At 45.0% G+C, this 16,669-nt stretch carries 25 protein-coding genes; 6 read left to right on the top strand and 19 right to left on the bottom strand.

All coding sequences use genetic code 11. The annotated features are described in order from the left end of the window. Positions 1–109: 109 nt before the first annotated feature. A complete protein-coding gene (locus BN1002_RS04220; protein ID WP_082036347.1) occupies positions 110–1,042 on the bottom strand; it encodes an LCP family protein in 933 nt (310 codons plus the stop codon). A gap of 135 nt (positions 1,043–1,177) precedes the next feature. After that, positions 1,178–3,175: a S9 family peptidase gene (locus tag BN1002_RS04215; protein ID WP_048823759.1), complete on the bottom strand. Its 1,998-nt coding sequence runs from the start codon at positions 3,173–3,175 to the stop codon at positions 1,178–1,180. Between the two features lie 482 nt (positions 3,176–3,657). Between BN1002_RS04215 and BN1002_RS04210 the strand changes: the two genes are divergently transcribed. Next, entirely contained in the window at positions 3,658–4,041 is a 384-nt protein-coding gene (locus BN1002_RS04210; RefSeq protein WP_048823758.1) for a YhjD family protein, read from the top strand. On the opposite strand, the gene BN1002_RS23150 is transcribed toward BN1002_RS04210, so the two are convergent. The 4 genes from BN1002_RS23150 to BN1002_RS04195 all read right to left on the bottom strand — a co-directional run bounded on the left by BN1002_RS23150 (position 4,038) and on the right by BN1002_RS04195 (position 5,291). Continuing rightward, positions 4,038–4,445: a competence protein ComK gene (locus tag BN1002_RS23150; protein WP_082036126.1), complete on the bottom strand. Its 408-nt coding sequence runs from the start codon at positions 4,443–4,445 to the stop codon at positions 4,038–4,040. The two genes, BN1002_RS04210 and BN1002_RS23150, sit on opposite strands and share 4 nt — an antisense overlap. Positions 4,446–4,473: 28 nt before the next feature. Further along, entirely contained in the window at positions 4,474–4,719 is a 246-nt protein-coding gene (locus BN1002_RS04205) for a hypothetical protein (RefSeq protein ID WP_048823757.1), read from the bottom strand. Continuing rightward, positions 4,716–4,997: a hypothetical protein gene (locus BN1002_RS04200; protein ID WP_048823756.1), complete on the bottom strand. Its 282-nt coding sequence runs from the start codon at positions 4,995–4,997 to the stop codon at positions 4,716–4,718. The genes BN1002_RS04205 and BN1002_RS04200 overlap by 4 nt, the downstream gene beginning before the upstream one ends. A 90-nt stretch (positions 4,998–5,087) precedes the next feature. After that, positions 5,088–5,291 carry a hypothetical protein gene (locus tag BN1002_RS04195; protein ID WP_048823755.1) on the bottom strand — a complete coding sequence of 68 codons (204 nt, stop codon included), beginning with the start codon at positions 5,289–5,291 and terminating at the stop codon, positions 5,088–5,090. Between the two features lie 133 nt (positions 5,292–5,424). Here BN1002_RS04195 and BN1002_RS04190 point away from each other — a divergent pair, with 133 nt between their 5' ends. The 5 genes from BN1002_RS04190 to BN1002_RS04170 all read left to right on the top strand — a co-directional run bounded on the left by BN1002_RS04190 (position 5,425) and on the right by BN1002_RS04170 (position 7,484). Further along, a complete protein-coding gene (locus BN1002_RS04190; protein ID WP_048823754.1) occupies positions 5,425–5,772 on the top strand; it encodes a hypothetical protein in 348 nt (115 codons plus the stop codon). Positions 5,773–5,789: 17 nt separating this feature from the next. After that, positions 5,790–6,038, top strand: a complete 249-nt coding sequence (locus tag BN1002_RS04185; RefSeq protein ID WP_048823753.1) for a hypothetical protein — start codon at positions 5,790–5,792, stop codon at positions 6,036–6,038. A gap of 91 nt (positions 6,039–6,129) precedes the next feature. Continuing rightward, on the top strand, positions 6,130–6,435 hold the full coding sequence (locus tag BN1002_RS04180; RefSeq protein WP_048823752.1) for a hypothetical protein: 306 nt from the start codon (positions 6,130–6,132) through the stop codon (positions 6,433–6,435). Positions 6,436–6,529: 94 nt separating this feature from the next. Then, positions 6,530–6,988 carry a hypothetical protein gene (locus BN1002_RS04175; protein WP_048823751.1) on the top strand — a complete coding sequence of 153 codons (459 nt, stop codon included), beginning with the start codon at positions 6,530–6,532 and terminating at the stop codon, positions 6,986–6,988. After that, positions 6,981–7,484: a DUF4652 domain-containing protein gene (locus tag BN1002_RS04170; protein ID WP_048823750.1), complete on the top strand. Its 504-nt coding sequence runs from the start codon at positions 6,981–6,983 to the stop codon at positions 7,482–7,484. The genes BN1002_RS04175 and BN1002_RS04170 overlap by 8 nt, the downstream gene beginning before the upstream one ends. A gap of 49 nt (positions 7,485–7,533) precedes the next feature. On the opposite strand, the gene BN1002_RS04165 is transcribed toward BN1002_RS04170, so the two are convergent. The 13 genes from BN1002_RS04165 to gp17 form a co-directional block, all read right to left on the bottom strand. Beyond that, positions 7,534–8,385: a GH25 family lysozyme gene (locus tag BN1002_RS04165; RefSeq protein ID WP_052445612.1), complete on the bottom strand. Its 852-nt coding sequence runs from the start codon at positions 8,383–8,385 to the stop codon at positions 7,534–7,536. Further along, the gene (locus tag BN1002_RS04160) at positions 8,385–8,786 is read right to left on the bottom strand and encodes a phage holin family protein (protein WP_048823749.1); all 402 of its coding nucleotides are present in this window, start codon (positions 8,784–8,786) and stop codon (positions 8,385–8,387) included. Before BN1002_RS04160 ends, BN1002_RS04165 begins: the two co-directional genes overlap by 1 nt. Positions 8,787–8,864: 78 nt before the next feature. Continuing rightward, a complete protein-coding gene (locus BN1002_RS04155) occupies positions 8,865–9,149 on the bottom strand; it encodes a hypothetical protein (RefSeq protein WP_048823748.1) in 285 nt (94 codons plus the stop codon). Between the two features lie 71 nt (positions 9,150–9,220). Next, complete coding sequence (locus tag BN1002_RS04150) at positions 9,221–9,469, bottom strand: hypothetical protein (protein ID WP_082036125.1); 249 nt, start codon at positions 9,467–9,469, stop codon at positions 9,221–9,223. A 4-nt stretch (positions 9,470–9,473) separates the two neighbouring features. Further along, a complete protein-coding gene (locus tag BN1002_RS04145) occupies positions 9,474–9,779 on the bottom strand; it encodes a hypothetical protein (protein ID WP_048823747.1) in 306 nt (101 codons plus the stop codon). Positions 9,780–9,796: 17 nt separating this feature from the next. After that, on the bottom strand, positions 9,797–10,549 hold the full coding sequence (locus BN1002_RS04140; protein WP_048823746.1) for a pyocin knob domain-containing protein: 753 nt from the start codon (positions 10,547–10,549) through the stop codon (positions 9,797–9,799). Continuing rightward, complete coding sequence (locus BN1002_RS04135) at positions 10,550–11,680, bottom strand: hypothetical protein (RefSeq protein ID WP_048823745.1); 1,131 nt, start codon at positions 11,678–11,680, stop codon at positions 10,550–10,552. A gap of 8 nt (positions 11,681–11,688) precedes the next feature. Further along, positions 11,689–12,039, bottom strand: coding sequence for a DUF6711 family protein (locus BN1002_RS04130; protein WP_231574971.1), 351 nt, complete (start codon positions 12,037–12,039; stop codon positions 11,689–11,691). Between the two features lie 12 nt (positions 12,040–12,051). Then, positions 12,052–15,024 carry a phage tail family protein gene (locus BN1002_RS23145; protein ID WP_148362726.1) on the bottom strand — a complete coding sequence of 991 codons (2,973 nt, stop codon included), beginning with the start codon at positions 15,022–15,024 and terminating at the stop codon, positions 12,052–12,054. Between the two features lie 113 nt (positions 15,025–15,137). After that, entirely contained in the window at positions 15,138–15,377 is a 240-nt protein-coding gene (locus BN1002_RS04120) for a hypothetical protein (RefSeq protein WP_048823744.1), read from the bottom strand. An 89-nt stretch (positions 15,378–15,466) separates the two neighbouring features. Beyond that, entirely contained in the window at positions 15,467–15,826 is a 360-nt protein-coding gene (locus BN1002_RS04115; protein WP_048823743.1) for a hypothetical protein, read from the bottom strand. Between the two features lie 48 nt (positions 15,827–15,874). Next, a complete protein-coding gene (locus tag BN1002_RS04110) occupies positions 15,875–16,273 on the bottom strand; it encodes a phage tail tube protein (protein ID WP_052445611.1) in 399 nt (132 codons plus the stop codon). A gap of 11 nt (positions 16,274–16,284) precedes the next feature. Then, complete coding sequence (gp17, locus tag BN1002_RS04105; RefSeq protein ID WP_048823742.1) at positions 16,285–16,665, bottom strand: tail completion protein gp17; 381 nt, start codon at positions 16,663–16,665, stop codon at positions 16,285–16,287. Between the last annotated feature and the right edge of the window lie 4 nt (positions 16,666–16,669).

The raw sequence follows: 16,669 nt of genomic DNA, 5'->3' as shown, positions 1-16,669 counted from the left end.
AGGGGCTAGGCGCTGGAGCTGGATTAGAACAACTTGTCTTTAGTTATCTACAGAGACATATTTTCTAATTTCCTAAAAGACTAGTTGGAGAGTAAGTCCTTACTCCTCGCTAATTTTGGACAAATTGGTGAAGTGCCTGCCTGTTTTTTTCGACATCTATGGCCAGAACGGCTCCTTCCCCGCCAATCCTTCTATCGCTGTAGCTGCCATTCACCGGGATGCGGAGCGTTTCAATGGCTCCCCTGTCTTTTCCGATAAAACCTTTTGCCATAAAAAGCATATCATTTGTTTCCAAATTTGTATTGATAAAGGGGACAACAATACCTATTAATTTAGGGAGCTTAGGCAGTTTTTCAAAACTTGTCAGATCCCCAGCGACTTTTTTAACGACCTTTTGCTGCCGCTTGACCCGGCCAAAGTCGCCGATGGCATCATGGCGGAAGCGGACATACCCGAGCAGATGCCTGCCATCAAGTCTTTGAAGGCCGGGTTCGAGGCTGACCCCGATGTTTTCATGCATCGGTTTTTCAACATCAATTTCCACCCCTTCGGGAAAAGCTTCATCAATCAGCTGGACAAATCCTTCAAAGCTGACAATTGCATAATATTGAAGGTCGAGTCCGAAATTCTCCTTAATGGTTCGCCTCATTAAATCGGGTCCGCCAAACGCAAACGCACTATTGATTTTATGCCTGCCATGACCGGGAATATCCACATAGCTGTCCCTCATGATGGAAGTCAGCTTATATGTCCCTCTTCCTTGATGATAGTGGGCAATCATAATTGTATCGGCCCTTGCATGCTCGTCGCCGCGTGAATCGCTGCCAAGTAAAAGGATGTTTGTCCCGCCATACTGGTCTTTTTGGCCGTTGAACGAATACTCGGCCTTTGGCTGATCGCCTATCAACTTCTCGGATTGCCTTACTCCCTGATTGTATTGGAAGGCTGAATAGGCTCCCAGGGCCGCGACCAACAGGACGGCTCCTCCGAATACACTCATCCATTTCCGCTTTTTCCTTCTCCGCCTATCTTCAAACCTCATATGCATCCCATCCATTCCCGTAGAATCTCCATACCTTCATTATGGTTCCAATTCCATTTACTAAACACAAAGGTGGAAGTTCGGGGGACTGACGGCAAAAAGGCCGCGCAATGGCGGCCTTCAGCAATGATCAGTTTAATTTTTATTTCCTAAATACTTGTCGAACCAATCGGCGATGAAATTGAGGCGGTCAACCCTTAAATTCGGTCTCCCACTTCTGGAAAGTTCATGGTTCTCCTCAGGAAAACGAATGAATTTCGTTTCTTTCTTCAGCCGTTTCAAAGCAATAAAAAGCTGTTCCGCCTGTTCAATCGGACAGCGGTAATCCTTTTCGCTGTGCAGGATCAGCAATGGTGTCTCAACGTTTTCCACGTAAGCAAGCGGCGAATGCTTCCAAAGCCTCTCAATGTCCTCGAGCCCCGCTCCAATTTGCCATTCCGTGAAATAGTAGCCGATATCACTCACTCCGTAAAAGCTGAGCCAGTTGGAAATGGAACGCTGGGTGACAGCGGCCTTGAAGCGGTTCGTATGGCCGACAATCCAGTTTGTCATAAAGCCGCCGTAGCTTCCGCCGGTGACCCCAAGCCTTTCCTCATCAATGAAGTCATAGTTTTCAAGCACATAGTCGACTGCCTTCATCAGGTCGCGGTAATCCCCGCCGCCGTAATCCGAACGGACAGCATTGACGAATTCCTGCCCGTAGCCTTGGCTTCCGCGCGGATTGATATAAAGGACCGCATAGCCTCTTGAAGCGAGAATTTGGAATTCATTCATATAGGCGTTTCCGTACATCGCGTGCGGGCCTCCGTGAATTTCAAGAATGAGCGGGTACTTTTCGCCTTCCTTGAACTCGGCTGGACGCATAATCCATCCATTCAGTTCGGTGCCGTCCTCCGCTTCGAAGATGATTGCCTCAGGGACGGAGAGTGTTTTATTTTGCAAAAATGCTTCATTGACCGAAGTGAGCCTTGTTAATTCTCCATCGGTTATTGAGAGCATATACAAATCCCCCGGCTCATCCGGTCGACTGATTGCGACTGCGGCCCGCTGGTTTTTGGCGTCAAGCGACAGCCCATACACATATTGATTGTCAAGGAGGGCCGGGTACAACTCTCCGTCCGTGTTCCCGTAATAAACAACTGTATTTCCCAGATCGCTGGCGATGAAATAAAAGCCCTTGCTGTCATCGGTCCAAAGAATTCCCGGGTCAGAAGCGCCCTGCAGGAAGTCGGCGGCCATGGCGGATCCAACCGTGGCGTCGAGTTCTTCTGTCACACAAGTGAATGTGCCTGTTTCCCGATCGTAAAGCCAGACTCTTGCCAGAGTCGCATTTTCAAATTCCCTGTTCCTGCAGGTAAGGGCGAGTGTCCGGCCATCCGGTGACCACGATGCATCCATGATGTAATCAAGTTCCGATTCGACTTTGTCAATCTTTCCTGTGTCAACTTCGATAAAACAAAGGTCCAGGCGGAAGGAGTCGTCCTTGTCCCCGCTAGTAAAGTCCGCTCCAGCTGCGATTGTCTTTCCGTCCGGTGACCAGCAATGGAGATAAAAGTTATTGTCACCATCAGTCAATTGGGTGACCTCGCCCGTTCCGGCGTCCACTATTGCGATGTGTTTGTATGTACCTTTCCAGAAGCCTGCCCCATCGGATTTGTACTTCATTTGTTCGACAATCAGCGGCTCCAGCTTGTCATCCTTCTTCTTTTCTTCCTCTTTGTCTGTTGCTTTTTTACCAGCTTTCACGGTTACCTGGAAAGCAAGCTTCGTGCCGTCAGGCGACCAGAGCGGAGTACCTGCACCCTTAGCCAGGTCAGTCAGTTTCCTCGCTTCCCCGCCGTTAGCACCGATGAGATAAAGTTGATTTTTCCCATCCCTGTTGGAGACGAACGCAAGCTTTTTCCCATCGGGCGACCAGCGCGGCGAATGGTTTTTCTTTTTGCCAAAAGTCCACTGGACAGGCGTTCCCTTGCCATCCGTGGAAACCGTGTACAGATTTGAGTAATACTCGCCTTTTTCCTGGCATATCCCGGTCTCCGTATAAGCACAGACAGTGCCATCAGGTGAAAGCTGCGGGTCCGCAACTGACTTTAGTTCATATAAATGCTCTGCTTTTATTCCTTCAAATCCCATTCCACTTCCACCTTCCTAAAATTCGCTCCCAAATTATTTCGACACCGGAAATAGTTTTTCCTTCTATATTTTTTTATTAATATAGGTTGAAATAAAGATTGGTATCAAACTTGAACAAGGTGGTTGATTTCCGCTCCGGGCATTTCGCTTTCCGCGGGGCATCAGTGGAGCCTCCTCGGAGCAAAGCTCCTGTGGGGTCTCCCCTTGCTGCTCTATCCCGCAGGACAACCAACTTCCTCGAATGGGCTTTACACGAAGGAAATGCGTTAGCATTTTCGAGGAGTCTACATGCCTGAGCTCCCATCAACCAACTCTTCAAATTAAATGGTGAAATAATTAAGTTCAACCTATATAGCGACTTTTCTTGCATATCCTAAAAATATTCGGAAGCATGCATTCCGGTCTTGCCTTTAAGTCCGGAATTTCGTATGATAAATACGAACATTTGTTCCTATTTATTTTGTGGAAGGAGCCAGGAAGCAATGACGAGGATACCTGAAAAAGACCGGGACATCATGGAGCAGGCCATCTATCTGCCGATGGTCCTGACAGTCCTCAACCGAGATCTTGCGGTAATTGAAAGGAGCCCGTTCAAGCTGAGGAAGCCTTATCAGGAACTGGTCGAGGAGACGATGAAGATCGTTCAGAAGGAACTTGCCGGGGCGAAATCGTATATGAAACTAAATCAATTAAAAGTGATGGAAACAAAACGGGATGATGCCTTTACGATGTTCCTGTTTCTTTATAAAGGCTACGAAGAGTACCATAACTACTTCAATCCGCGTATCCGCAATAAAGTGCAGGAGCTTATGGAGTATTATTTCCTTGGCAGGCATCAGCCCCATCCAATAAACAGCGGCGATTAACCTCTGCTGCTGTAATCCATGTAATGTCCATAGTTCGGCTTTCTTTCAGATGCTTCGAGCCGTCTCGGCCTATTCAGGAAGTAGAAGGACTTCCTCTCCATCTGCTCAATGCGCTGCATAAGTTTCGTTCTTAGCAGTGCCGTTCTAAGAAGCTGGTTTTCGAACGAACTGAAAGAAACTGGGATCGGAAAGGATTGCTTGTTCTGGAACGTGACCAACGTATCATCATTTGCTGTTTTGCTGTGGTGCAGGACATGTTCATGGGAAATCCAAATGCATTCAGGCCGGTTCGGCGATGTAGTGGGGAAAAAATAGATGAAGTTCGTGGAGTCGATGACAATGGGAACTTTATGAGTGATGCCAATCAGCTGTCTTGTGCCGTCTTTTCTGCCCTCATAAGTTATGGAAGTGCATAAGTATTTTGGTCAATCGTTATGATATTCTTAAATCCACTTGGCGCTTACACTTTGAGCATTGGTACAGGTTTGGCTGTACTTCCCTGTGTCTTTTTAACTTCCGGCAGGTCTGGCATGACAGGGTGACGTTCCTTCCGGAATAGTCGCTGACCTCTAATTCATCTTCATCCTCTTCTGGATCAGAAACCTGCTCGCTGCCAATAAACAAGCCGTAGGCAAATGCTGTGACTAGTGCACCACTCAAAAAGCTTACCCAGCTCATCGGAAGTCCTCCCTGCGGTTGTCGTTCAAAAGGTAAACTAACTCGCTACCTCTTTTAACCGGCATGATTTTATAAGCGGAGTGGAGGCAATGCTCCCTCTGCAGGTCGGCAATCACGTCAGCTGAATCCAGGCACCTTTCAACCAGCAGACCTGCCAAGGTGGTCGGGCGCATGTTGCAAGCTGTGGCCAACTGATTTAGTTTTCGATTACAAGCATTGGATAGAGACACGTTTACCCGGTTCACTTTCTTTCCGCCTAACCCCTTCCCTTCTATCATTGTTCGGCCTCCCTTTTGAAATTTTCTTGCCAATTGACAGTGTCAACCGTGTTACTTTGTAACAGTAGGGGACGGTGGAGGAGGGCGGTATTACCTCCCCACCACAATCTTTATACCGCCCTCCCCGGTCCTCTGTACGACTTTCAGAGCCGATTCCCGACGCTGGATATCCGCCTGAATGAGATCCTTTACGTACCCGCTAAAGTTCTTTCCCTCTAAGTAGCCTAGCATTTTAATATCCTGCTCATTTGTCTTATTAAATGAAACAGGCTTAATCACCTTGTTTTTGCTCACGGCTTCCCTCCTTCCCGTCTTACTACATGGTATTACCGGTAATACCAGTTTATGATTGAAAGGAATCTTACCAAATAATTCCTCGTATGATATGCTCAGTTATATGATGCTGTTTAAAAAGGGGGAAGAGAATATGGCAAAAAACAAAGTAATTGCAGGTGAATATGAGGGCTGTGAAATCACTACAAATCTTTCGGGCACACTAAGCGTTATTAAGGGAGTATTCAGCTCAGTCCCATTGGATACTGACAATGTTGAAGAGTATGAATTGTTAGATGAAACAAAGCGGAAAAGCGCGGTGAGCGCGGTAGGAAGGGCTTTTGTAGGAGGACTTATCTTGGGCCCAGTCGGCTGGCTAGCTGGTCTATCCGCAAAATCAAAAGGCATCCATGTGGTTGCAATCGAGTTTAAAGACGGAAACCGCAGCCTGCTCCAGCTGAATGACAAGTTCTATAAAAAATTTATCAAGCAAATGTTTTAGTAGAAAGGATTCTCACCATGGATTACTATCGATCCGTCCTGATCAGAATTGAATACATCTCAGGTCTAGGGGTCAAAGGAGAAAACAGTGGCATCTTTCCATTGCGAGGCAGGAGGCCGGAAGAAGTAGCCTTTGACTTCCTTCGTCAGCTAAGGAAAGAACTATACAAACTGGAAATGTTTAGAGTTACTTTAGAAGACACTGAAGATATCACCGATAAAGTTAGGCAGCTGGATGTCATCCCTACGGACAACCTGCCGTTTTAAAATCCCAATCGCTTGGGATTTTTATTTTGACATAAAACGGACACAAGGAAAATATTAACTCCTGTCGAATTGAGTCACCAGGAGGGATATTATGAGGAATATGATGACGGTCCAGAGGGCAAAAGACGAAATTACAAAAATGGCTTATTACATTGATTTAGTTGAGAACTACGAAACCCCAACTTTGGAAAAGAAGATGCTGGTGGAATACGCTTATACAAACAGCGCTGCTAAAACTGCAAAAAACTTGAATGATAGTGGATATACAATCGAGGGAAAGCCAATCGTAGTGGAGGATGTTTTTAAGGCTATAAATAGCAAGGCCTCTGATGACTTGCATCGTATGCTTAAATCCTGGTATTTAAAAAAGACTAAACATATCCGACATAAAAGTTAATCTAAAAAAGCCCCTCCCGGTCGGTGAGGGTTTATCTATTTCATGTAATAATGATAGTATAAATTAAATACACTTACGGGGGGCACTACTATCGATGAACTGGAAAGAAGTTGATCATTCCCATTTCGAGAAATTTGTACATTATACTCTATCAAAGATTAATTTTAGAAATCGTGATTGGTTTGGGCGCGGCGGCGGCGATAAAGGAAGAGATGTTGTTGCCTATACATACGAAGAATTACCTTTTAATATGGGCTATGAAAGAAAATGGATTTTTCAATGTAAAAAATGGTTAAGATTCCCCAGTACGACGACCTTAGCAAATGAAGTTGATACTGCTTCTCAACATTCACCTGATTTTTGGGTATTAGTTATTCCACTGAATCCAACGGCTAGTCAAATCGAATTTTTGGAATTTCTTGAAAAAAGCAGACCATTTAAAATAATTACCCTACCCTTAGCTGCAATTGAAGAAATCATTTACGCCTTTCCTGAAACAAAGAACATACTATTAACAGGAGAATTGCCAGAAGGAAGTGACAATAGTGTATAAGTTAATTTTTGATGAAAACAGAAATGAAATTATCCAGGTAGACAGCAAAGGAAAAGAAACAGTTATTACGGATAATTCTCCCTCAATACCCGAATATTCACCAGATGAAAAGTTCGCCGCCTATATTTCTCCTTTGGAATGGGAGGAGTGGGGCTCATTATACCTTTATAATCTAGAAACTGGATACATTACTGAGCTGGTTAAACCTGATGAGCGCGGAAACATACCCAAATTTATCACCTGGTTGAGTAATGCAAAATTGGCGGTAATTATAGGTTTTGGTGATGGAACGGTCCAGGTTGGCGGTAATGTTTACACTTTTGATATTACTGAAAACTCATTGATACAGATATCTAATTATCCTGACTCTATCCAAATTACAAGGCTTACATTAGATGGGGCTTTTCTAGATTTAGAAGGAATACAATATGTCGATGAAGCATATTCAGAATATCAAAAGTTTAAAGATAAAATACTTTTGGACGAAATCCTTTAGTTATTTAAAAAGCCCCTCCCGGTTTTACTGGGAAGGGCTTTTGCTTTGATTAGAACATTTCTCTCCACGTTTGTGGACCGACGATACCGTCAACCTTAATTTTCTTTGCCTTCTGCCAGGCTTTTACTTTTGCCTCCGTTTCAGGTCCGAAAATGCCATCCGGTTTAGCTCCGACTTTTATTTGAACCTTCTTTACCAGAGTCCCTTTGTTGCCTTTTTTAATCAGGTGACCGGGATATTTCTCACCCGGCTTGGCAGCTTCAATAGGCTTAGACGGAGGCTTTGGTGCCACAGGTTTTTGCGCCCCAATGAACCACTCCAATGTTTTACTACCAGCCAGCAGGTTTAAGTCCAGCGATCCGTTGTACCAACTGACACGCCCCTTGTCTGTGTATTGCCATAGATCACAAGGGTATGCTGGCTTTGTCTCCGGTTTGCCGGAATTTGTGCCGTACCGCGGGATCCAGACGAAATCTGCTTTGACTAAATCCATTCTGTGTGGTTTATAAAAGTGGTGACCTGTGTACAAGCCGACCTTCCACCCTGCCGCCTTACACACATCAATAAATGCCTGGGTGGCCGGCACAATATCCTTTGGATTCTTGCAGGTCTGCTCCTCGACGTCTACGACTAGGAATTTAGCGTCCTTGTCAGCCCTGGCCAGGAAGTCCCTTGCTTCTCTCTTTGCATCCTCAACATCCCGGAATAAGGCATAGGCATAATGCCCAAATGGGATGCCGTGCTTCTTTGCGTTGGCCACGTGGTTCTTGTATTCTCTGTCATGCTTAAGGGACCCATATTGGACCCGGATGATAAATAGGGCGACTTCCAATGCTGCACGTGCCCAGTTTATTTTATTGGTTGGCTGCCAATGAGAAATGTCAACAATCAGTTTATTCATTACTTGCTCACTCTCCCCTTGAGCACGTCCACCGCGCTCTTAATTTGGTCCGGCACCGGCAACCCGGTTCGCCCGGCGTTTTCGATAATCGATAGCAACTCATTGCCCAAATAAAAAAAGATTAACGCATCCCTGACCATGTTTCCATCGCCAAGTGCCCGATCCACTAGGTGCGCCACTGCAATAAGGCAAAATATCATTACCTTTTTAGCAATACCGCGAAAACCGATTTTACTGCTTAACTTTCCTTCCGTCCCACTCGCTATTAACCCGGTGAGATAATCAATGATGACAAATGCAAGCAGGATCTGCAGCAAAGGAGACCACCCCCCAAAAAGATATCCAAAGACTCCGCCAACCGTCGTAAAGCCAAATTTGTATACGGCTTCCCATTTTTCCATTCTCATTTCTCCCTTTTTGGCCAAATAAAAAGAGAACCGATTTTATCAGCTCTCAACTTCATATTTTTATTAAAGTGTTTATGAATCCGAAGATCCTCTATCCTCAAGGACTCTGTAAATCTCTGCTTCGTAGAAATTTCTGAGATTCTCTAAGGATTCACCTTTAGATATTTTTCCGTTCCTGAGCACTCTTTTACACTTGTACAAAGGTGCTTGTTCATTAGAGACAATTTCCCAAGCTCCGTGAGTGATTTTGACATTGCTCAAATCATAACTGAAACGAAACCCTACATCTAATAATGGCCTTTTACATTTGATTTCTCCAACAAAACCTTCTTCTAAAGCTCTTTTAGTCAAACTCAATTAATTCATCCCCTCCACCTTATAAAAATCCTACACACAGCATTCTACAAGGTGAGGGCAATATCCTGCACTTACACTTGAATAATAGCCGGATCTTCAGGGTCTGTAATTCGCAATGCAACAGTATCATCATATTCCCGCTGAGTGATCCACCCTTTGGCCAGTGCATTATCCAACTGTTCTACGGTGAAATTCTCAGCTGCATACTGTTTAATTTCCTGATGGTATGAATCGTTTGTCCCTGAAAATGTCCTCATCCCATCAACGAAAATTGAATAAGCGTAACCTCTTACAAGTCTTTGCCGTAATGTCTCGGCCAATGTATTAACCTCCTATCGCTTCAAGAATAAAGTTGATATCATCCTGCATTTTTGCATCCCGCTGACGTAAGGCTTCGTTCTCTAACCTCAATTGCTCCACTTCTGAAAGAGCAGGTGGTGGTAATGCTGGATTTTTTTCTTCTTCAGTGGCAGTTTCTACCCATGCACCGTTTATAAATACAGGCTTCCAGTTTGGTTGCGGAATGGGTTTGTTTGTAAAACCTTTTGGAACCTCTTGCCCTTCCTTTAGCTGTAATTCTTCTCCGGGCATCCATGCGCCTGTTTTTGTGTCGTACTTGTGCGCGATCATATATTAACCTCCTACTGTCATGTAATAAAGTCCGTATTAACATATGTCACATGAGTATCTCCGGTTTTTGACAATAGTGTCATAACTCCACTAGCCGCAACGTGTATTTTTGCTGTCAACGCTATAGTTCCGTCATGTGTTGTTAAATACATATAAGGCGCGCCTGGCCTATAACCTGCAGGCAAGGTGCCGAATATTGTCCCCGCTGGAACGTTTCCGTTTAACATTCCACGCAAACGCACTTCGTTACCTATTTTTGTATATTGGATAGGGTAACCGGCGTTTGAAGTCGCCCCGTTTTGAAGGGGTAGGTTAGTCCATGTAGGGGCTATATCAGTAATTAATTCGCGCCAGCCGGACCAGGTTGGTCCGTTTCTTCTTCTTACTAACATTGTATAAAGTCCTGCTGTAGGAATAAATATTTGCCCGGCGTCATTGTTTCTAGCTATATGAATAATACTCCCAAAATCTGATGGTGTATTTGCTGTTAATGCCGCTATATAATTTCCAGATTCGGTTATGTTGTTAGCGTCATTCCCAGGAATCTCCCCAGCATTCCCACCAATGCCATATTTTTTAACCCAAGCAACAGCCTCATCATACTGTTTTTCGAGATTATTCATGATTAATGCAGTTAGAGGCGTTCCGCCCTCAATTATCTGTCCCTCAGCTGGTATTAAGGTTATTGTACCATCAGGGTTATTCTGGACAGTAAACGTCAGCGGCTTCTCGACGACTCTATCTTTCCAGTTTGTCTTGCTGTAAGCCATTTAAATTCCACCTCGGCTTTCTGTTACCCCATTTAAATAGCCTTCGTACTCATATTCCTGTCTGAAAATCCTTGTCTGCTTTTTTGCCTCGAAACTGTCCTCAACAAGGATAACGTCCGCACATTCAAGAATTGGATTCTGCCTCCACACTGTTTTATAGATGGCGTTATAATTGCTTTCGTTGATGATCCACGCTGCAACCTCCCGGGCATGTGCCTCGGTATTGATTAATGGATTGTCGATTGAAAACGACTCACCATAATTCCCCTTTATGCTAGTGTTGACCACGACAACTTCACGGGTTTCACCGAATGCATATACATTTACAACCACCTCATAAATCGACTTATCAAGGGAGATTTCCGGCTCTTCAAACATTTGATCATATTCGATATTTTTCATTCCAAACCCGTTCGTAACCAACGGATAAGCCCCGCCAAAATAAAAAGGCTGGCCACAATAGGTGAGATAGTTGCTGCTCGCATCCAATGCCGTAAACGGATTAATGACTATTCTGCCAGTCCGATCCTGGTACACAGCCGCCTTCGCAGCTATTCCAATATGCTGCAGGGCTGTCCGTGAATCAATTCGGTCATTGAACCCCATGGTTGTGATTTTCTTTAGGCTTTCATGAACAGAATAGTTTGATATCCCTGCTTTTTGGAGGACATCCACCGCCAAATTATAAAGATTATCCGCATTCGTATTGTTATAGCTGATTTGGGCTAGCATATCGAAGTAATCCCTGCAGATAAGCGATATGCTCATGGCAGCTGTCTCGTTTTTCCACTCGGCCAGATAGTAGGTTCCCATGGGCACCCATTCGATAGTGTCATCCTCAAAAACCATGCCAAGTTCGAGTTTCACTTCCGGTCGACTCGCAATGATCTCCTGAATCTTAGCGAGGTTAAGAAGATTGAATTCCCTTTCTGTGTTATCTAGGGTTACTCGGAGTTCATTAGATGGAAGAGCCTCGTTTATCGTGCTCATCTCCTCTAAAAGGTTAAAGCTGATAATCGTTTCATCCCCGTATTCCTTTGTACTGCCATATAAGGTAAAGAAAATACGAGCGTTAATCTGACGAATCGGCGCGTAGACTGCATCCTTAAATCTATTGCTTACTTCCCACATGGCCTCACCTACTTTTCTATCAAGCTAAACTGAATGTCTTTCCAGTCAGCTTTGCCATTTTTAAAAATCATCATAGGGGCCTGGCGGTCACCGGCGTAGAAAGTGCCTGTCCTCATACCATTTGCTTTCGGGTCAAAATAGGTGACAGGAAAAAATACTGGGTCAACCAGGTTAAGGATCCGGCTGTATTCATCCCCAGTCAAAAAGGACCAACCAAGTTCGATTTTTCGCTTAGTGGCAATCCGCTCGATAATCATCGTTCCTTTGGCGTTTCGCTCCGCTTTACTCAAGTCCATTATTCCAACGTCATATTCGGATGGAGTGGGTAAATTCACCCCACTTATGCTGATCAGTGCCATTTACCCGCCTCCTTAAATTGGTTTTATTTTGATGTTTGTTCCCATGCGCTTGCTTTCTTTTTCCAAGTGGGGATTTACAATCCGGGCAAACGTCCGGCCGTCGATGTTCAGGACAATGTCCCCGCCTGAGCCTGAACCGCTCGACCTGTTAACCTGGTTTGCAGCAATCACTGCATTGCCTACCGCGCCTGCAATGAGGTCCTGGAGCTTGTTAAGTGGAGAAACAACCTCTTTACCGCCTGGGTTATCCCCTACTAGTGCAAGAGTAGGACCGTTGGTAATCCCGCCCTTTGCCAGCTTAGGGATGGTAGGCAATCCTGAGAATGGCTTCTTGCCCATGACAGAGAAGTTCTTCAGATTTTTGATAGGGGCATTAACGCCATCTATCAATTTATTTAATAGTGTCTTTACGCCGTTAGTAAGTCCGTCTGTAAAAGACGTCCTTATAGTATTAAAAGCTGAAGAAATTTTATCAACCACATTTGTCTTGAACCAGCTGTAGACATTGGTGAACTTGCTTTTTAGCGTATTCCATACTTCGGTTGCCTTGTTGCCAACAGCAGTTTTCACATTATTGATGGCTTGTGGGATTTTGTCACCTACATTTACTTTGAACCAATCATAAATTCCTACAAACTTGCCTCTGATTGCCGTCCAGATTTCCCCGGCCCTGGTTTGAACTGTGGTTTTAACATTCAAGATAGCTTGTGGAATTTTGTCGCCAAGGTTCGTTTTGAACCATTCATAAATGCTGACGAATTTACCCTTAATAGCAGACCAAATTTCGCCTGCCCGGGTAGCCACTGTATTTTTTACGTTTGCGATGGAAGAGGTGATTTTATCCCCGACATTAGTTTTAAACCAATTGTAAACCGCTAGGAACTTATCTTTAATGGCATTCCAGATGTCATTTGCCCGTGCAGCTGCAGCGCTTTTTACATTAGCGATCGAGGAAGTTATCCTGTCAGCGACATTTGTTTTAAACCAGTTGTAGACTGTTGAGAACTTACCTTTTATTGCTTCCCATATTTCATCAGCCTTTTTTACAGTTGAGTTTTTAGCGTTAGCTAAAGAGGCTGTGATCTTATCACCAACATTGACTTTGAACCAATTAGCTACTGCGTCAAACTTTCCTCTAATCGCTTTCCATATGTCGTCAGCTTTTGAAGCGATTGATGATTTGATTCCGGAAAGGGCATTCCCTATGGCTTTAAAACTGTTTGCAAAAAACTTGCCTACACTCGAACTGGAGAACCATTTTGCCAGCCCGCTCCAAAGTTTCCCGCCAATGGTTCCAAATGCCTTAAGTAAATCCTTAAATTTACCTTTGATAAAAAACAATAGATAATTTAGGCTGAATTTTGCATTTTTCTGTAGGCCGCCAAGTCCGCCCTTCCAAATTGCCGTCAGAGCTGCAATTGGTTTCTTAAGTAAGGTTTTCAGACCTATGCCCAAGAGTTTTAAGCCTTTAAGAACTTTACCGACAAGAAGCAAGCTTACGATGTGCCAAACCGCTTTTACGCCTCCGAGGAATATATCCTTAAGCCCTTCCCATACCTTTTTAAAGTCGCCGGTAAATACCCCGCTGAAAACTTTAATAAGGCCTTGTACAAAACGGATGATTCCATCAATCGCGCCTTTCAGGTCCTCCCAAATCATTTTGACAATAAACATCAGAATCGGTTTAAGGATGCCCCAAAAGTTCTTCCAGGCTTGTCCGAGTTGCTTGGAGTTCTCTGCCCAAAACTTCTGGATGCCGGCGACTTTTTCGAGGAAATAAGTTCTCAGGACATGCCAGACCTTCTTTCCAACTTCGGCAATCGGTTTTAATAATTCTCTGAACCTTTTGGCCAATTCTTTGATGCTTTTGGCGATTTTTTGCATGCGGTTTTCACTATTTCCTGAATCGATCTCAGGTATCGCCGCGCTCATTGTGCCTCCGCCGGCTCCACCGCCTCCAGCTCCTGAAGCACCGGCGGCATCCTTATCATCCGCCAACTGGTTAATCTCATCGAAACCGGCTACTCCCCTGCTTGCCTTGGCTGCTTTCGCCGCCTCTTTACCAGTCTTTTTTAATGCTTTGCCGAGTCCTTTTACCGACCCTGCTTGTTTATCAGTAGCTGTCGCCTGCTGATTAATTGCGTTCGCCTGGGCGACTGCTGTTTTTACGACTGTCGTCTTACCGAACAGCGCGGCCATGAACATGGAGACTTTGCCCATCACGTCCGCCACTTTAGCCGCAAACGCAGTGAGCGCCGGCAATACGGTGTTTAGGAGTGGTAGAAAGGCTTCTCCGAGGGATGTCCTGATATTCTTCAGCTGCGCGACAAACATGGCCATGCTGGTGGCTGTGTTTTGATTAAGGGCCAGTCCATACTTTGTAGCAGCCTGCTCCATAATGGCCATAAGCCGGATATTCTGCTGCGTATTAAAATCAAGTTTCTGCCAGGACTTCCCGTTAGCGAATTGTTGGAATGCCCTGGTCGACTCAATCATCGCGATATTCACGTTAATGCCCAGGTCCTCGATGGCCTCGGTGTTCCCAAGCAAACCGCTCCGGATCCGCTCCATGACATCTTCCATAGTTCGGCCGGTAGATGAGGCAACAACTGCTGACGTCTTTAAAAGATCCTGGGTACGCTGGAAGGTTTGCTCGGTTCCGGTAGAAAAGCCGCTTATCAGGTTGCCGTACACGGCTCCATATTTTAGCGCTTCGCTGCGGGCCATGCCGAATGCCCCGGCGCTCTTGTTAGCCCAATTCGTAAACTCGTTGGCGCTTTCTCCCATCTGCCGGTGGACCTGTTGCAGGGCCGCTTCAGTTTCCATGGCGTCTTTTATGGCAGAGCCAACGCCCATGCCGACTCCGATACTGGCAAGTGCCGCACCAATTCCTTTTACAGTTCTGCTTACTGTGCTGCCTACGCCGTTTATTGAGCGGTTGACATTCTTACCAAAACCATTGATCTGGCTTTGTGCCTGTTTCATTCCTCGGGTAAGTGCAGAAAAGTCTGCCCCCGCACGGACCATTAAATTTCTTACGATAGCTATGGCGATTCACCGCCTTTCCAAATAAAAAAGAGCAGTGATCCACCGCTCTTTTAATCCCTTATTTCGTTTACTGCGCCGCCCATTGCAGCGTTTAATTTCCTGACCTCTGCATACATTTCGTCCGCGGTCATCTGCTTTGGCTTTGTGTCGCCGTTAAGCAGCTTTGCAGCTTCTTTCAAATCTTTAAACGATAGTTTTTCAACCCGCTGCCAACGAGCTCCAAAATAAGCAACGATAAGATTATTTTCAATTTCACTTTTTTTCTTTGCCTTAAAAACTCTTATTGCCACGCTTAACTCGTAGGGGGTCATATCGTTATAATCCGATATGCTGATGCCTATGTGGATTGCGGATTCAAGGCTTTCTTCCCAGTTCCATTTTACTGGCTCTTCTCCGCAATCCCCTGAGCGTTTTTTCCGTCATCTTCCGCGCTACCGAATGCCGCCTCGAAGGCTTCCTGCATCTTCTCCATAATTTCAGAGAATTTAGGAGCCTGGTCAAGGAGATCCTCCATGTCTTCAAGCTTCAGCACTTCATTGTTTTTCCTGGCATCGTATTCCAACCCGATCAGCATGATTTTTTCAAGCTCGCCAAGGTCGGCTCCATCAAAATCAAAATTTTCTAAGTCTTTGCCCGTTAAAGCTGTCAGTTTTTTTAACGCTTTGTGGCCAAAGCGTACCTCGCGCGGCCTGTCCAACTGAATAACTACAACATCATTTTTGCTTTCATTTTTGCCCATAATTTCCCTCCTCAAATTGAAAAAAGACTAGAGATTAAATCCCTAGTCTTACGCGCCTGCGCCAACAGTTAGTTTTGGTTTCCCTGATACTTTTAAAGTAGATTCAAATGAAACGTTATCTTCCATTTCTGCCCCTGTGCTATACCCAGTTACGATTGCATTGAACTCCCATTTAGCTCCAAAAGGGAATTCAATTGTATAGGCCGTTTCAGCCCCGGATTCGAAGTCAGTTAGAAGTCCCTGGTGTGCTGTCGGGTCAAAATATCCACTGATAGATACCTCGCCGGCATCTTTTAACCCCTGCGTAAAAGTGCGGTAGCCGTCAGGAGAATCTAGCGTGGTTGTCTCTGTCGTATCTGCAGACAGTTCTAACCCGCCTATGCTCGTCAATTCAGCAACAGCGGTTGTTCCTTTTTTAAGCTTTGTTCCCATTGCGGAGTTAGCCATTTAAATACCTCCTAGATTTTCACTTTAATATCAAAAACACTTACATATAGCTTTGTATCCTTGTCGTATGCTTCAACCGGTTTGTGGTAGGTGACATTTTGGATAACCGGGCCACGTGTGCCGATCTCCCGCCCTTGGAATGAGACAATTTTCGCAATAACCTCTTTGGTCAAGGCTTTCAAGTTGGAATACTTGCCGGCAAAAACATTCATCTCAAAATCAACTGTTCTAGTTTGCAAGTATCCATCGAAACTCTTATCCTGGATGCCCTCACTCGAGACATAAACAACGTAAGGTGCCTCAGTCCCCTCGGGAGCGACAAGAGGATAGACTTTATTGTTCAAGCTGGCAATATCGCTCAATTCCTGCCTCAAAGCTTCCTCGAAGTTCATACAA

The organism is Bacillus sp. B-jedd (genome assembly GCF_000821085.1).
In the GTDB taxonomy this organism is placed as follows: Bacteria; Bacillota; Bacilli; order Bacillales; family Cytobacillaceae; genus Bacillus_D.
The sequence above is the reverse complement of the archived record's forward strand: the minus strand, read 5'-3'. Positions and strand labels throughout refer to the sequence as shown.

Coding starts and splice junctions, on each gene's coding strand:
- BN1002_RS04110 (WP_052445611.1), bottom strand. CDS start 16,273: ATGGCTAACTCCGCAATGGGAACAAAGCTTAAAAAAGGAACAACCGCT.
- BN1002_RS04185 (WP_048823753.1), top strand. CDS start 5,790: ATGGATTACTATCGATCCGTCCTGATCAGAATTGAATACATCTCAGGT.
- BN1002_RS04115 (WP_048823743.1), bottom strand. CDS start 15,826: ATGGGCAAAAATGAAAGCAAAAATGATGTTGTAGTTATTCAGTTGGAC.
- BN1002_RS04165 (WP_052445612.1), bottom strand. CDS start 8,385: ATGAATAAACTGATTGTTGACATTTCTCATTGGCAGCCAACCAATAAA.
- BN1002_RS04215 (WP_048823759.1), bottom strand. CDS start 3,175: ATGGGATTTGAAGGAATAAAAGCAGAGCATTTATATGAACTAAAGTCA.
- BN1002_RS04175 (WP_048823751.1), top strand. CDS start 6,530: ATGAACTGGAAAGAAGTTGATCATTCCCATTTCGAGAAATTTGTACAT.
- gp17 (WP_048823742.1), bottom strand. CDS start 16,665: ATGAACTTCGAGGAAGCTTTGAGGCAGGAATTGAGCGATATTGCCAGC.
- BN1002_RS04205 (WP_048823757.1), bottom strand. CDS start 4,719: ATGAGCTGGGTAAGCTTTTTGAGTGGTGCACTAGTCACAGCATTTGCC.
- BN1002_RS04135 (WP_048823745.1), bottom strand. CDS start 11,680: ATGTGGGAAGTAAGCAATAGATTTAAGGATGCAGTCTACGCGCCGATT.
- BN1002_RS04160 (WP_048823749.1), bottom strand. CDS start 8,786: ATGGAAAAATGGGAAGCCGTATACAAATTTGGCTTTACGACGGTTGGC.
- BN1002_RS04190 (WP_048823754.1), top strand. CDS start 5,425: ATGGCAAAAAACAAAGTAATTGCAGGTGAATATGAGGGCTGTGAAATC.
- BN1002_RS04210 (WP_048823758.1), top strand. CDS start 3,658: ATGACGAGGATACCTGAAAAAGACCGGGACATCATGGAGCAGGCCATC.
- BN1002_RS04180 (WP_048823752.1), top strand. CDS start 6,130: ATGAGGAATATGATGACGGTCCAGAGGGCAAAAGACGAAATTACAAAA.
- BN1002_RS04200 (WP_048823756.1), bottom strand. CDS start 4,997: ATGATAGAAGGGAAGGGGTTAGGCGGAAAGAAAGTGAACCGGGTAAAC.
- BN1002_RS04130 (WP_231574971.1), bottom strand. CDS start 12,039: ATGGCACTGATCAGCATAAGTGGGGTGAATTTACCCACTCCATCCGAA.
- BN1002_RS04220 (WP_082036347.1), bottom strand. CDS start 1,042: ATGAGGTTTGAAGATAGGCGGAGAAGGAAAAAGCGGAAATGGATGAGT.
- BN1002_RS23145 (WP_148362726.1), bottom strand. CDS start 15,024: ATGAAACAGGCACAAAGCCAGATCAATGGTTTTGGTAAGAATGTCAAC.
- BN1002_RS04145 (WP_048823747.1), bottom strand. CDS start 9,779: ATGATCGCGCACAAGTACGACACAAAAACAGGCGCATGGATGCCCGGA.
- BN1002_RS04140 (WP_048823746.1), bottom strand. CDS start 10,549: ATGGCTTACAGCAAGACAAACTGGAAAGATAGAGTCGTCGAGAAGCCG.